This window comes from Variovorax sp. OAS795, assembly GCF_040546685.1.
In the GTDB taxonomy this organism is placed as follows: domain Bacteria; phylum Pseudomonadota; class Gammaproteobacteria; order Burkholderiales; family Burkholderiaceae_C; genus Variovorax.
On sequence record NZ_JBEPOH010000002.1, the window covers coordinates 739299 to 752814 of the forward strand.

The following is a 13516-nucleotide window of genomic DNA, read 5'->3' on the forward strand; positions in this document are numbered from 1 at the left end:
ATTCCTGAGCCCGGCGGTCCGCTTTCTCCCTTTCAGCGCAACCATCGACCGCCGGGCACAAAGACCTGCGCGACCGCGAGCGCCAGCCCCCCGGACGGCGATCGCATTCGATGGAGTGCGTCGATGCATGCAACGATCAACGGCGAGCGCACGCTCACCGGCCTTGACTTCGCCCGCCTGAGCAAGCTGCTCGAGCGCCAGCTTTCGCCGAGCCTTGCGGACCTGCTCGCCAGCGCGGAGGTCACGGACGCGCGCGCGGTTCACCCGGGCGTGGTGACGATGAACTCGAAGGTCGAGATCATCGACGTGCGCACACGCGCGCAGCAGGTTCTCACCATCTGCTATCCCGAAGACGCCGTGCCCTCGGCAGGCCTCATCTCGGTGCTCTCGCCGGTGGGCAACGGCCTTCTGGGCCTGCGCGCCGGAGAGACGGCCAGGTGGCGCACACCCAATGGCGACGAGTGCGCCGCCGAGGTGAAGGCCATCGTCTTCCAGCCCGAGGCCGCGGGCGACTACGCCGCGTAGCCGAAGGCAAGGCCGTTCCCGGGCCCCCGACAAGGGCCGCTTTTCCAGCACGCGCACCCGGAACCCAGGCAACCGACACCCGTCGGCGGGCCCGGTGCGGGCGCAGCCATTGCCAAAGGATCTTGCAATGATTCCCCGTTCCATTCTCGCGATCACCGATTTTTCCGTTCAAGGCAACCACGCGCTCGACCGCGCAGCGCTCCTGTGCGCCGAGCATGGCGCCGCGCTCAAGCTGCTTTGCGTGGCATTCCCCGGGGAGCCGCCGCCCGATGCCGTATGCCGTCTCGCGCACCATGCGTTGCAGCTCGAACAGCGCCATGGCATCCGCACGCGCACCGTGAACCGGACGGCTTTCACTGTCGAGGATGTCCTCGCCTCTGCGCACGATGCCGACCTGCTGGTCTGGGGCACTGCGCCCGTGCGGGGCCTCCGGGCGTTCTTCATGGGCGAGCCGGTCGAGGCCGTGCTGCGGCAGCGCCAGTGTCCGGTCCTCGTCGTAAGGCACCCGGCCCCGGGCCCTTACCGCAGCCTGGTCGTGGCGGTCGATTTTTCCGAAGCGTCGCGCGGCCTGGTGGCGCTCGGCGCTGCGCTCAACCAGCAGGCGCGCATCGAGCTGTTCCACGCCATCAGCACGGCCAACGAGGGCAAGCTGCGCTACGCGGAAGTCTCCGAGCAGGCGATCAAGGCGTACCGCGACGAATGCCTGCGCCATGCGCGCGACCGGATGTTCTGGCTCACCGACTCGTACGAGGCACGCCGCAACCGCGTGCTGTCGGCCATCGGGCACGGGAACCCGGCGCGCCAGGTGCTGGTGCAGCAGCAGCGCAGCGGCGCCGAGCTCATCGTCGTCGGCAAGCATCCCGCTTCGGCGCTGTCGGACTTCCTGTTCGGCAGCGTGGCCCGGCGCGTGCTCGGCGGCGGCGCCGGCGATGTGCTGGTGGTGCCGCACGGCAGCCACGACCTGGCCCGGCGTGCCGCGGCACGCGGGCAGCCTTCAGCAGGCCGGCGCGTGGTGCGCCGCCTGCGCGCCGGCATACCCGACGAGCCGGCGATCCATCGGCTCGGCGCCACCGGCAACGGTGCTAGACGTTGAAAGGCAGCTGCCGCAGCGGCTTGCCGGTGAGCTGCACGATGGCGTTCGCGAAGGCCGGCGCCAGCGGCGGCAGGCCCGGCTCGCCGATGCCCTTCGGCGGCTCCGCGCTCGGCACGATGTGCACCGCGAACTCCGGCATGTCGGTGATGCGCGGGACCGCGAAATCGCCGAAATTGCTCTGCTGCACCACACCGTCCTTCAGCGTGATGGCGGCGCCGGCGAGGCACATCGACAGGCCCATCACCGCGGCGCCCTGCACCTGCGCCTCGACGCTGCGCGGGTTCACGGCCAGGTTGCAATGCACGCCGGCCGTGGCGCGGTGCAGCACCGGCTGGCCGTCCTTCACCGAGGCCTCGACCACGTAGGCCACCACCGACTCGAAGGACTCGTGCACCGCCACGCCCCAGGCGCGGCCGGCGGCCAGCGGCTTCTTGCCGTAGCCGCTCCTGTCGACTGCGAGCTGCAACGCGGCGCGGTGGCGCGGATGCTTGTCGCCGAACAGGCCCATGCGGTAGGCGACCGGGTCCTGCTTCGTGCTGCGTGCGATCTCGTCGATCAGCGTCTCCATCACGAAGGCGGTGTGGGTGGAGCCCACGCTGCGCCACCACAGGACGGGCACGTTGACCTTGGGGTGGTGCACGGTCAGGCGCATCGGGATCGGGTAGGGTTCGCGCATGCCTTCGGTGGCGGTCGCGTCGATGCCGTCCTTCACCTGGAACGGCTCGAACACCGTGCCCGTGAGGATCGACTGGCCCACGATGACGTGGTCCCACGCCAGCACCTTGCCGCGCTCGTCGAAGCCGATGCGCGCGCGGTGCAGGTGCATGGGGCGGTAGTAGCCGCCCTTGATGTCGTCCTCGCGGCTGTACAGCAGGCGCACCGGTGCGTCCAGGCCCGCGGTGCGCACGGCCTTGGCGATCTCGCAGGCCTCGACCACGTAGTCGCTCGAGCCCACGAAGCGCCGGCCGAAGCCGCCGCCCGCCATCTGCACATGCACGCTCACCTGCTCGGGCTTGAGGCCCAGCACGCGCGCCGCCGCGGCCGCGTCCAGCCCGGCGCTCTGGGTGCCGACCCAGAGCTCGGCGCGGTCGGCCGAGAGCTTCACGGTGCAGTTCAGCGGCTCCATCGGCGCATGCGCGAGATAGGGGAACACGAACTCGGCTTCGAGCTTGCGAGGGGCCTTGGCCAGCGGCGCCATGTCGGCGTCGAACTTGCGCGCGCCCGGCTTCGCGGCCAGCTCGCGGTATTGCACCAGTTGCCTGTCGCTGTCGACCTTCTCGACGGCCGACGTGTCCCATTGCAGCTTCAGTGCATCGCGGCCCATCTTGGCGGGCCAGTAGCCGTCGGCCACCACCGCCACGCCTTCGGCGCCGCGGTCCAGCGGCACGCGCAGCACGGCCTTCACGCCCTTCACGGCACGCGCCGCTGCGTCATCGACCGACTTGAGGCGCGCACCGAACACCGGCGGATGCGCGACCACGGCCGTGAGCTGGCCCGCGTGCTTGACGTCGATGCCGAAGTCCTGGCGTCCGCTGCTCTTGGCGCGCGCATCGAGCCGCGTGGTCGGCTGGCCGATGATCCTGAAATCCTTCGGATCCTTGAGCGTGACCTTCTCGGGCACAGGCAGCGCCATCGCGGCCTCGGCCAGTTCGCCGTAGCCGAGCTTGCGGCCATCCGCGGCCAGCACCGTGCCGGACTGCGTGCGCAGCGTGGCGACGTCCACTTTCCATCTGGCGGCCGCGGCCGACAGCAGCATGGCCCGCGCGCGCGCGCCGAGTTCGCGGTATTGCGTGAAGCTGTTCTTGATCGAGTTGGAGCCGCCTGTGAGGTGCATGCCGAAGACCGGGTCGTGGTAGGCCGGGTCGTTGGTGCCGCTCTTGCTGCGCACCAGGCGCCAGTCGGCATCGAGCTCTTCGGCCAGGATCATCGGCAGGCCGGTCTGCACGCCCTGGCCGAATTCGAGCCGGTTGTGGGTCACGGTGACTTCGCCATTGGGCGCGATCTGCACGAAGGCGAGCGGCTGCTGCGACGGCTTGAGCGCACCCGCGGGCTTTGCCGCGCCGCCGGCCTGGGCCACGGCCAAGTGGGGAAAGGCGCCGATCGCGAGGCCGCCGATGCCCGCGAGCTTCAGGAAGCTGCGGCGCGGCAGCGCGGCGGCGGCTTCGCCGGGCTGGCTTGCGGCCAGGAGGCGCTGCAGCGCGCGCGGCAGTTCGCTGGGGTCGATGTGGGTGGGCAGCATGGTGGGTGCTCTTTCAGGCGAGGGCTTGGGCGGCATCGGCCACCGCGGCGCGAATGCGTGCGTAGGTGCCGCAGCGGCAGATGTTGCCGGCCATGGCGCCGTCGATCTCGGCAGCGGTGGGCTGCTTGCCCTTGGGCTGCGACTTGAGGAACGCCGTCGCGCTCATGATCTGCCCGCTCTGGCAGTAGCCGCACTGCGCGACGTCGTGCTTGACCCAGGCCGCGTGCACCGCGGCGCCGACCGGGTCGCTGCCATCGGTCGCGGCTTCGATGGTGACGATTTTCTTGCCCTCGGCCGCCGAGATGGGCGTGATGCACGATCGGATGGCCTGGCCGTCCAGGTGCACCGTGCAGGCGCCGCAGAGCGCCGCGCCGCAGCCGAACTTGGTGCCGGTCATGCCCAGCGTGTCGCGCAGGGCCCAGAGGATGGGGGTACCGGGGTCGGCGTCGACCGTGTGGTTTCGGCCGTTGACGTTGAGCGCGCTCATGGGCGGATCTCCGAAAGTGGGAGGAGTGTGGGTGCGCCGACTTTACGAACTTTCATCTGAAAGAAAAACGGATCAATGCTGCATACCCTGTGAAGTTAAGCTTCAAGGTATGAAGCTGAATCAACTCGACGGATTGATGGCGTTCTGGAAGGTTGCCGAGCATGGCGGGTTCACCGCGGCGGCCGCCGACCTGGCAGTATCGCCCTCCGCGCTGAGCCAGGCGATCCGGCAACTGGAGGCCCGGCTGGGTGTGCGCCTGTTGAACCGGACCACGCGCAGCGTGAGCCTCACCGAAGCGGGCGAGGCCTACCTCGCGCGCGTCGGTCCGGCGCTAGGCCAGGTCATCGAGGCGGGCGACGAGCTGCACGTGCTGCAGGGCCGCCCCTCGGGCACCTTGCGGCTCAATGCCGCGCGGGTGTCGACCGCGCTGGTGCTGCGACCCTTGCTCGATGGATTCCTGCGCGCCAATCCGAATGTCCACCTCGAGCTGACCAACGACGAGGGCTTCGTCGACATCGTCGACAAAGGCTTCGATGCCGGCATCCGGTTTGGCGAGAGCATCCACCGCGACATGGTGGCCGTGCCCATCGGCGGACCGGTGGCGGTGGCGGTGGTGGCTTCGCCCGAGTACCTGAAGCGCGTGCCCGCGCCCCGGCACCCCGATGAACTCGTGCGCCACAACTGCATCCGCTTCCGCTTCGCCGCCACGGGGGCGATCTACAAGTGGGAGTTCGAGGTGGACGGCCGGCTCACGGAATACGACATCGCGGGCAATCTCACGCTCAGCGACACGATGTTCGGCCTGGACGCCGCGCTCGAAGGCGTCGGGCTGGCCTACACCTTCGAGCAGCTGGCGCGTCCCCACATCCGGGCCAAGCGGTTGAAGCGCGTGCTCACGGCTTTCTCGCCGACCTTCCCGGGCTTTCATCTGTACTACCCCAGCCGCCACGACCAGCCTTCCAAGCTGAAGGCGCTGGTCGAGTACGTGGGGCGGCACCGGCCCTGAGCGAAAGGCGGCGTCAGCGCGGACGCGCCAGGGTCTCGGCAAGCTCCCACAGCGAGCCCATCTGCCCCGAATGAAAGAGCAGGGGCGGCGTGTCGGTGCGCGAGAAGCGCTCCACGCGGCCGAGGATGATGGTGTGGTCGCCTTCCTGGTGGCGCGAGTAGGTCGCGCATTCGAAGGTGGCCACGCTGTCCAGAAGCCGCGCGCAGCCGTTGGCCCCGGTCTCGAAGGCATCGGCGAAGCGTTCGAACTTGTCGGCCGCGGGCTTGGCGAAGTGCCAGGCCAGCTCGCGCTGCCCGGCGGTCAGCACGCTGAGATTGAACGGCCGGCTTGCAAGGAAGGCGTCGGCCGCTGCGCGTGTCGTCGCGGATGCTCCACAGCAGCAATGGCGGATCGAGCGACACCGAGGCGAACGAGTTGATCGTCATGCCCTCGCGCTTGCCGTCGGCCGTGGTGGTGGTCACGAGGCACACGCCCGTGGGAAAGGCGCCGAGCGCCTGGCGCAGCTGGCGCGCATCGACCGTCTCGGCCGCGTCGCCCGTGATGAGAGCCCAGGAGTACATGGCCTGTTCCCGCTCAGTACTGGCCCTTGGGCTCCAGGCCGAGCAGGTACTGGCCCACCATCGAAGACACCGCGTCCCAGTTGAGGCTGATGTGGCGCGAGATCGCATTGGTGTCGCGCCACATGCGCTGGATCGGCTGGTTCAGCGCCAGGCCCGCGCCGCCCACGCTGGCGAACACCGCCTCGACCGCATCGCGCGAAAGCCGAGCGGCAAACGCATGGTCGCGGCGGTTGCGGATGCGCTGCTCGATGCTGATGGCATGGCCTTCGAAGGCCATCTGCTCCACCTGCGCGGTGTCGCGATAGAGAAGAAGCCGCGCCGCGTCGACGCTGGCCGAAGCTTCGGCCAGGCGCGACTGGACGGGAAAGAATTCGCTCAGCCGGCTGCCGCCGCCGGCCACGGCGCCGCGGGTGACGCGCGTGCCGGCCAGCTCGATCAGCTCGTCGACCGCGCCTTGCGCCGTGCCGATGATCGGCGACACCAGGCAGACCGGCACCGCCGAAAGAAAGGGAATGCGGTAGATCGGATTGGTGTTGACCCGGGCGCCGGGCGGGTTGTTGGACGAAGCTTCCGCGAAGGTCAGCTTGCGGTGCCCCGGAATGAACACCGGCTTGTCGATGACGATGCCCTTGGAGCCCGTGCCCGCCTGGCCGGCGACGTGCCAGTTGTCCTCGATGGCCCAGTCGGCCCGCGGCGCGAGCAGGAAGCCGGCCGTCGGCGGCGCGCCTTTTTCCTCGGGCGGAAACTGCACACCCAGCAACGCCCACTGGGAGTTGTCCACGTTGGATGCGAAGAGCCACTTGCCCTGCACCAGGTAGCCGCCGTCCACCTTCTGGGCCATGGTCGCGGGCGCATACGAGCCGCAGACGATCGCGTCCGGGTTCTTGCGCCAGACGTCGTCCTGCGCTTCTTCCGGAAAGATCCCGACCAGCCACTGGTGAATGGCGCCCAGCGAGCAGCCCCATGACGACGAGGTGCAGCCGCGCGCCAGTTCGCTGACCACGTCGATGAACGCGGTGAAGCCGTACTCATAGCCGCCGTAGCGCGCGGGCTGCATGAGCCGGAAGAAGCCCGCGTCGTGGAAGGCCTGCGTGGTGGCTTCGGAAACGCGGCGGTCCTGCTCGGTGCGCTGCGCCCGCTCGCGCAGCATCGGCACCAGATTGCTTGCAGATGCAGCTATTGTTTCGATCGAGGGCGCATCTTTCACGGGCGACTTCCGGCCCGGGGCGGGCAGCTCGACGCGGTTGAGGCGGGCAAAAGGGTTCATGGCTTCAGTCATGGGGGAGGCTCCGGATGGGTTGAATGGAACGCGACAGTGAAGGCCTCGATTGAAGACCAATACACTTGCAAATGCAATTAATAATTGATTGGGGTTTACGCTATGTCCGGCGCAAGATCTGCCTGTAGCATTCGGCATGGCCACAAGAAAATCCTCCGCAGCGGAACCTCGCCGGCTGCGCAAGTCGCGCGCCGAAGTGCCCGCCAAATTGAATGCATCCGCAGATAAAGTGGCGGACCACGACCTCGAGCGGGCCATTCCCTACCTGCTTGCACGCGCGGGCATGCGAATGGGGCAGTCGTTCAGCAAGGAGCTCAGGCAGTTCAAGCTCTCGCTGACCGAGTGGCGGGTCTGCGTCGCGCTGCACCACAAGGCACACCAGCGGCTCTCCGACCTGGCGCTGCACACGTCGACCGACGCTTCCACGCTCTCCCGCGTGGTCGACGGGCTGCTGCAGCGCGGCATCGTGGTGCGCGACCGGTCGGACGAGGATGCCCGCGCGCTCGCGCTGAGCCTGACCGAGGCGGGCCGCGACCTCACGCTGCGGATCATCCCGCTGGCCCAGGTGTACGAGCGCGTCTCGCTGTCCGGGCTCACGGCCGCGCAGGCCGAGTCCCTCCGGGACATGCTGCGGATGGTCTACGACAACCTGGCCGTGCTGGACAACGAGTAGCGGCTCGCCAGAAGGAGCGGCGCAATGAACATCAACTCCATCGACCTGAACCTGTTCCTGGTGTTCCAGGCGATCTACGCGACGCGCAGCGTGACGCTCGCGGGCGAGCGCCTCGGCATGACGCAATCGGCGGTGAGCAACGCGCTCAAGCGCATGCGAGAGCGCTTCAACGATGCGCTGTTCGTGCGCTCGGCCGATGGCATGGTGCCCACGCCGGTCGCGGAGCGGCTCATCGCGCCCATCGAGGAAGGCATTGCCTGCCTGGTGCAGGCCATCGACCAGGGCCGCACCTTCGAGCCCGGCACGTCGAGCCGCATCTTCCGGCTTGCGGTCAACGACATCGGGCAGCTGGTCATGATGCCGGAGCTGCTGTCGGTCGCGCGCGGCATCGCGCCCGGCGTTCGCTTCGAGACCGTGGACGTTTCCATGGCCGACGCGCGGCAGCGCATGCTGCACGGGCAGATCGACATCGCGCTCGGCAGCTGGGAAGCGATGGGCCCGTCGTTCTACCAGCAGCGGCTGTTCGACGAGACCTTCGTGGTGCTGATGTCGAAGGCGTCACCGCTGGGCGCGCGCGAGCGCATCGAGCTCGACGACTATCTTGCGGCCGAACACATCGCCTACCGGCCGCAGGGAACGACCGATTCCCAGCTCCAGCAGACCCTGGAGCGGGCGGGCGCGCTCGACCGGCGGCGCGTGGTCCTCACGGCCGCCCATTCGCTGGGCCTGGCCTCTATCGTCGCGACCTCGGGCCTGCTGCTGACCGCGCCGGCACGCCTCGCCCACGCCATGGTGGCCACGCGCGCGGACCTGCGCAGCGTCGATGCGCCCTTCGAGGTCACGCCCTTCGAGATCCGGCAGCAGTGGCACGAGCGCTTCCACCAGGACAGCGGCAACCGCTGGCTGCGCGAGCTGATCTTCGGCCTCTTCCACGAGCGGTCCCGCCGCGAGAGCGTGCCGCCGGCGCCAAGCCGGTGATCAGGCCGCGGGCGCGGCGCCTTCGAAGGCGCGTTCGAGCAGGGCGCGCAGCGCCGACTTCTCGAGCGGACGTGGATTCGGATACTGGTTCGAGGCGGCGAGCCCGGCCGCTTTCTCCAGCCCGTCGGCCGGCATGCCGATCGCCTTCAGCGACACCGGCGCGCCATGCGCCCGTGCCAGTTCGAACAGGCCCGTCGGTGCATCCGCCACGCCGAGCGCCCGTGCAATGCGGGCCATGGCTGCCGGCGCCGCGGCGGCGTTGTACCTGAGCGCATGCGGAAGAACCACCGTGTGCACCTGCGCATGCGGCAGGTCGAAGCTGCCGCCCAGGGTGTGGCACAGCTTGTGGTGCAGGCCCATGGACACGGCGCCCAGCACCGTGCCGCACAGCCACGCACCATAGAGCGCCAGGCTGCGGGCCGGCAGGTCGTGCGGGTTGTCGCGCAGCGGCTGCAGCGAGGCGGCGCAGGCGCGAATGCCCTCTTCGGCCATCAGCGCGATCACGGGGTTGCTGTCGTGCGCGTACAGGCCCTCCGCCGCATGCGCCATCGCATTGATCGCGCTCGTGACCGTGAGGTCCAGCGGCAGCGACAGCGTGAGCATCGGGTCGTAGACCACCACGCTCGGAAGCACGCGCGGATCGCGCCCGGTCTTCTTCAGGCCCTGCTCGGTGATGCCGTAGATGGGCGTCGCCTCGCTGCCCGCATAGGTCGTCGGTACCGCGATGATCGGCAGGCCGGACTCCAGCGCGATGGCCTTGCCCAGGCCGATGGTGGAGCCGCCGCCGATGGCCAGCGCGCAGTCCGCCTTCAGCTCCGAGGCCAGTGCGCGGGCCTTGCGCGCAATCTCGATCGGCACGTGCATGGCCGCTTCGTCGAAGATGGATGCGACGCGGCCGGGCAGGCGGCCGGCAATGGCCTCGGCCTGCGCGCGCTGGTTGGGCGTGCACAGCACCAGCGCACGCTTCGCGCCGAGGCGTTCGATCTCCGCCGGCAGTTGGTCGACGCTGTCCGCGCCGAAGACGATGCGCGAAGCGCTCGCGGTGTAGACGAAGCGGTCCATGTGCCTAGTCCCTCGGTACGCTGTTCAGGACGAAATCGTAGTCGAGTGTGTAGAAGGGCGTGTCCATGCGCGTGCCGTCGGGCGCGATGCCGGGCTCGTGGCGCTGCCAGTCGGCAATGAGCGAGGAGCGCACGCCGAACACGGCGTCCGAGCCCAGGTAGCTGCCGCCAGCGCGGAACACATGGGTGATGAGCGTCTCGTAGCCCGTCGCCCTGATCATGAAATGCAGGTGCGCGGGACGCCACGGATGGCGTCCGAGCCGCTCCAGCAGCTGGCCGACCGGGCCGTCGTGCGGAATGGCATAGGGCACGGCGACGATGGACTTGAAATGGTAGCGGCCATCCTCGAGGCTCGTCAGGTGGCCCCGGCCCTGCGCGTGGTCGAGCTCCGGGCGCTGCACGTCGTAGCAGCCCTCATCGTCGGACTGCCACACGTCGATGCTCGCATGCGCGATGCGCTCGCCATTGATGCCGCGGATGGTTCCGCTGACGAAGCAGGGCTCGCCGCTCGCACCGTTCGCGATGTCGTCGCCATGCGAATACGCGGGCGCATCGGGCACGTAGAAGGGACCGAACACCGTTGCCTCGGTGCAGCCCGAGGGGCGACGGTTGCATTGCGCGGTGACCAGCGTCGAAAGTCCCAGCACGTCCGATAACAGGATGAATTCCTGTCGCTTGTCGTCGGTGATCCTTCCGGCGGCGGTGAGAAAGCCGATGCCCTGCGACCACTCGGCCTCGGTGAGCTGCACCTCGCGCGCAAAGTCGTGCAGGTGCCGCACCAGGCTGTCCATCACCGTCTTCAGGCGCGGCTCGGGCGTCGCGGCTTGCGCCTTCAGCGCGGCGCTGGTGATGGTCCATTCGTCGATATCGATCATGTGCGGCCTTGCCTTTTTTTCCGGAATGGCTCAGGACAGCGGCAGCTTGAACAGCGACAGCGCGTTGGTGCGCCCGATCTTCTTGCGGTCGGCCTCGCTGATGCTCGCGTCGTTGAACCAGTTCGACGCGTGGTCGATGTTCTCGAACGGCCAATCGGTCGAGAACAGGATCCGGTCCGACCCGATCTCCAGCATCGCATCGATCAGCGTCTGGGTGCGGAAGTTGCCCGAGGTCGTGAGGTAGAAGTTCTCGTTGAAGTAGTCGCACAGCTTGCGCTTGGCAGGGTAGCCCTTGGGCGCCTCGACCCAGGCATTGCGGTGGTCGACGCGCCACATGTTGTAGGGCAGGCCTTCGCCCAGGTGGCCGAGGATGATCTTGAGGCCGGGGTGCCGATCGAAGAGGCCGCTGGCCATGAGGCGCAGCGCGTGCACCGCGGTTTCCTGCGCAAAGGCCCAGGTGGGGCCGAGCAGCCAGGGGTGGCCTTCGTAGATCTGTGCCCAGCTCGCGAGCGGATTGCGTGGATGCAGGTAGAAGGGCGCATCCAGCCGCTCCGCCGCGGCCCAGAACGATGCGTACTGAGGCGCGTCGTAGTAGACGGCATTGTCGGCCGTGCCGACCTGCGAGAAGCCATTGACCAGCGCGCCGCGAAAGCCCAGCTGGGTCATGCAGCGCTCGAGCTCCTCCGTGGCCTTGTCGGGGTCCTGCATCGGGAGCGCGGCAAAGGCCTGGAAGCGGTCGGGCCGCCTTGCCACCTGCTCGGCCAGGAAGTCGTTGGCGCGCACCGCGAGCTCATAGGCTTTCTTCGGGTCCGGCACCGCCTGCACGGCGGGCGCGTTCAGCGACAGGATCATCATCTCCATGCCGTTCGCGTCCATCTGGCGCAGGCGCACCTCGTGCAGGTCGAGCAGGCGCATGCTGAGCTCGCGCCAATACGCGCCGGGCACGAAGCCGGCCGAATCCTGCAGCGTTTCGGGAATCGCGAAATGTTCCTCGAGTCCGATCTTTCCTTGCATACCTGTCTCCTTTTGCGCGGGCATTGCCGCGAACAGCTGACCGACGGCAGCGCCACAGCGGCGCTCGACCTGAGGGCAATCTATGAGAGCGGGCAAGGGCGGTCCAACAAAGATCGGTGATAGCGCGCATTCGGGGATCGCATGGGCGCCCACGGCCTGTGGGTAGACCCGCCCCAACATTCACGAGCCGCATAGAGGGCATCCGGAAAATGCGTTGGACCCCGCGGGACGGCACGACCATGATCGCCTCCATCGCTGCCGGTGCCGCAACTTCCATTGCGAGACGCGGGCGGCGCACCAGGCACCTTTGCCATTCGAATCGGAGACAAGCGCCATGCGTCAGATCGACCTTCACAAGCTGGCAGACGATGCTCGCTTCAACCGCTTCCACGGCCTCGTGCTGCTCTGGTGTGCGCTCATCATCGTGTTCGACGGCTACGACCTCGCGGTGGTCGGCATCGCCTTGCCATCGATCATGAAGAAGATGGGCGTGGATGCGACCAACGCCGGCTTCATGGTGAGCTCCGCGCTCTTCGGCATGATGTTCGGCGCCATCTTCATGGGCACCATCGCCGACCGCATCGGCCGGCCCCGCGCGATCGCCATCTGCGTGGCCTTGTTCAGCGTCTTCACGGCGGCCGCGGGGCTGGCCGAGACGCCGCTGGCGTTCAGCGCCATGCGCTTTCTCGCGGGGCTCGGCATCGGTGGCGTGATGCCGAACGTGGTGGCGCAGATGACCGAGTACTCGCCGAAGAAGATACGCGCCACGCTCGTCACGCTGATGTTCAGCGGCTATGCGGTCGGGGGCATCATCGCCGCGATCCTCGGCAAGGGACTGATCGAGAGCTATGGCTGGCAGTCGGTCTTCTTCGCGGCGGGCGTGCCGGTGTTGCTGATCCCGTTCATCCTGAAGTCGATGCCCGAATCGATGCCGTTCCTGCTGGCCAAGGGCCGCGTCGACGAGCTCAGGAACATCGCCGCACGCCTGGAGCCGGGCTACCGGCCCGTGGCCACCGACAGCTTCGTGGTGCCCGCCAAGGACCGGGCCGACAGCGCGCCGATCAAGCACCTCTTCTACGACGGCCGGGGGTTCAGCACGGTGATGTTCTGGATCGCTTTCTTCATGTGCCTGTTCATGGTCTTCGCGCTGAGTTCATGGCTCACCAAGCTCATGGCGGGGGCGGGCTACAGCCTCGGCTCGGCGCTGACCTTCGTGCTGGTGCTGAACGTCGGCGCCATGGTCGGCGCCATCGGCGGCGGATGGCTCGCCGACCGCTTCCACATCAAGTACGTGCTCGCGGGGATGTATGCGCTGGCGGCCGTCTCGCTCACGCTGCTGGGCTACAAGATGCCGACGCCGGCGCTGTTCGTCCTCATCGGCCTGGCCGGCGCCTCGACCATCGGCACGCAGATCGTGGCCAACGCCTACGCGGGCCAGTTCTATCCAATGGCCGTGCGCGCCACCGGGCTCGGATGGGCATTGGGCGTCGGCCGCAGCGGCGCGATCCTGGCGCCGATCCTGATCGGCGTGCTGGTGGGCATGAACCTCCCGCTGCACCAGAATTTCATCGCCATCGCGATTCCGGCCGTCATCGGCATGGTCGCGGTGCTGCTGATCCAGCACGACCGGTCGGCCTCGGCGTCGGCACTGCGCGCGGAGGCCCTTGCCGCAGTGGACAAGTCGATCGCGGGGGTGCCCCGGATGCCGGGCGCCTGACTGCGGCGA

The 13516-nt window shown here is 68.4% G+C and carries 13 protein-coding genes and 1 pseudogene; 6 read left to right on the top strand and 8 right to left on the bottom strand.

Annotation, left to right across the window (positions count from 1 at the left end):
• Positions 1-123: 123 nt before the first annotated feature.
• Complete coding sequence (locus ABID97_RS29100; protein ID WP_354402962.1) at positions 124-525, top strand: GreA/GreB family elongation factor; 402 nt, start codon at positions 124-126, stop codon at positions 523-525.
• Positions 526-652: 127 nt separating this feature from the next.
• A complete protein-coding gene (locus tag ABID97_RS29105) occupies positions 653-1618 on the top strand; it encodes a universal stress protein (protein WP_354402963.1) in 966 nt (321 codons plus the stop codon).
• On the opposite strand, the gene ABID97_RS29110 is transcribed toward ABID97_RS29105, so the two are convergent.
• Positions 1608-3857 (bottom strand): xanthine dehydrogenase family protein molybdopterin-binding subunit, encoded by a 2250-nt coding sequence (locus ABID97_RS29110; protein ID WP_354402964.1) that lies wholly within the window; start codon positions 3855-3857, stop codon positions 1608-1610. The genes ABID97_RS29105 and ABID97_RS29110 overlap by 11 nt on opposite strands.
• Before the next feature lie 13 nt (positions 3858-3870).
• On the bottom strand, positions 3871-4344 hold the full coding sequence (locus ABID97_RS29115; protein ID WP_354402965.1) for a (2Fe-2S)-binding protein: 474 nt from the start codon (positions 4342-4344) through the stop codon (positions 3871-3873).
• Between the two features lie 109 nt (positions 4345-4453).
• Between ABID97_RS29115 and ABID97_RS29120 the strand changes: the two genes are divergently transcribed.
• Positions 4454-5350, top strand: a complete 897-nt coding sequence (locus ABID97_RS29120; RefSeq protein ID WP_354402966.1) for a LysR family transcriptional regulator — start codon at positions 4454-4456, stop codon at positions 5348-5350.
• 13 nt (positions 5351-5363) lie between these two features.
• Here ABID97_RS29120 and ABID97_RS29125 read toward each other — a convergent pair whose 3' ends face one another.
• The 3 genes and pseudogenes from ABID97_RS29125 to ABID97_RS29135 form a co-directional block, all read right to left on the bottom strand.
• Positions 5364-5657: a flavin reductase family protein gene (locus ABID97_RS29125; RefSeq protein ID WP_354402967.1), complete on the bottom strand. Its 294-nt coding sequence runs from the start codon at positions 5655-5657 to the stop codon at positions 5364-5366.
• A gap of 100 nt (positions 5658-5757) precedes the next feature.
• Positions 5758-6018: pseudogene (locus ABID97_RS29130) on the bottom strand (hypothetical protein); the annotation flags it as partial.
• A complete protein-coding gene (locus ABID97_RS29135; RefSeq protein ID WP_354402968.1) occupies positions 5924-7189 on the bottom strand; it encodes an acyl-CoA dehydrogenase family protein in 1266 nt (421 codons plus the stop codon). The pseudogene ABID97_RS29130 and the gene ABID97_RS29135, both read right to left, overlap by 95 nt.
• A 136-nt stretch (positions 7190-7325) precedes the next feature.
• On the opposite strand from ABID97_RS29135, the gene ABID97_RS29140 reads away from it, so the two are divergent.
• Positions 7326-7862, top strand: a complete 537-nt coding sequence (locus tag ABID97_RS29140) for a MarR family winged helix-turn-helix transcriptional regulator (protein ID WP_354402970.1) — start codon at positions 7326-7328, stop codon at positions 7860-7862.
• Between the two features lie 24 nt (positions 7863-7886).
• Positions 7887-8840, top strand: coding sequence for a LysR family transcriptional regulator (locus ABID97_RS29145; RefSeq protein WP_354402971.1), 954 nt, complete (start codon positions 7887-7889; stop codon positions 8838-8840).
• Here ABID97_RS29145 and ABID97_RS29150 read toward each other — a convergent pair whose 3' ends face one another.
• From ABID97_RS29150 to ABID97_RS29160, 3 genes are read right to left on the bottom strand one after another with little or no spacing between them, the layout of a single operon-like run.
• A complete protein-coding gene (locus ABID97_RS29150) occupies positions 8841-9902 on the bottom strand; it encodes a maleylacetate reductase (RefSeq protein WP_354402972.1) in 1062 nt (353 codons plus the stop codon).
• Between the two features lie 4 nt (positions 9903-9906).
• Positions 9907-10776 (bottom strand): intradiol ring-cleavage dioxygenase, encoded by an 870-nt coding sequence (locus ABID97_RS29155; RefSeq protein WP_354402974.1) that lies wholly within the window; start codon positions 10774-10776, stop codon positions 9907-9909.
• Positions 10777-10806: 30 nt separating this feature from the next.
• Positions 10807-11790: an amidohydrolase family protein gene (locus tag ABID97_RS29160; RefSeq protein WP_354402975.1), complete on the bottom strand. Its 984-nt coding sequence runs from the start codon at positions 11788-11790 to the stop codon at positions 10807-10809.
• 334 nt (positions 11791-12124) lie between these two features.
• Here ABID97_RS29160 and ABID97_RS29165 point away from each other — a divergent pair, with 334 nt between their 5' ends.
• Entirely contained in the window at positions 12125-13507 is a 1383-nt protein-coding gene (locus ABID97_RS29165) for an MFS transporter (protein WP_354402976.1), read from the top strand.
• Positions 13508-13516: the final 9 nt, after the last annotated feature.

What these genes read in the sequence shown, in the direction of transcription:
- ABID97_RS29100 (WP_354402962.1), top strand. Translation starts at nt 124, where the DNA reads ATGCATGCAACGATCAACGGCGAGCGCACGCTCACCGGCCTTGACTTC.
- ABID97_RS29105 (WP_354402963.1), top strand. Translation starts at nt 653, where the DNA reads ATGATTCCCCGTTCCATTCTCGCGATCACCGATTTTTCCGTTCAAGGC.
- ABID97_RS29110 (WP_354402964.1), bottom strand. Translation starts at nt 3,857, where the DNA reads ATGCTGCCCACCCACATCGACCCCAGCGAACTGCCGCGCGCGCTGCAG.
- ABID97_RS29115 (WP_354402965.1), bottom strand. Translation starts at nt 4,344, where the DNA reads ATGAGCGCGCTCAACGTCAACGGCCGAAACCACACGGTCGACGCCGAC.
- ABID97_RS29120 (WP_354402966.1), top strand. Translation starts at nt 4,454, where the DNA reads ATGAAGCTGAATCAACTCGACGGATTGATGGCGTTCTGGAAGGTTGCC.
- ABID97_RS29135 (WP_354402968.1), bottom strand. Translation starts at nt 7,189, where the DNA reads ATGACTGAAGCCATGAACCCTTTTGCCCGCCTCAACCGCGTCGAGCTG.
- ABID97_RS29140 (WP_354402970.1), top strand. Translation starts at nt 7,326, where the DNA reads ATGGCCACAAGAAAATCCTCCGCAGCGGAACCTCGCCGGCTGCGCAAG.
- ABID97_RS29145 (WP_354402971.1), top strand. Translation starts at nt 7,887, where the DNA reads ATGAACATCAACTCCATCGACCTGAACCTGTTCCTGGTGTTCCAGGCG.
- ABID97_RS29150 (WP_354402972.1), bottom strand. Translation starts at nt 9,902, where the DNA reads ATGGACCGCTTCGTCTACACCGCGAGCGCTTCGCGCATCGTCTTCGGC.
- ABID97_RS29155 (WP_354402974.1), bottom strand. Translation starts at nt 10,776, where the DNA reads ATGATCGATATCGACGAATGGACCATCACCAGCGCCGCGCTGAAGGCG.
- ABID97_RS29160 (WP_354402975.1), bottom strand. Translation starts at nt 11,790, where the DNA reads ATGCAAGGAAAGATCGGACTCGAGGAACATTTCGCGATTCCCGAAACG.
- ABID97_RS29165 (WP_354402976.1), top strand. Translation starts at nt 12,125, where the DNA reads ATGCGTCAGATCGACCTTCACAAGCTGGCAGACGATGCTCGCTTCAAC.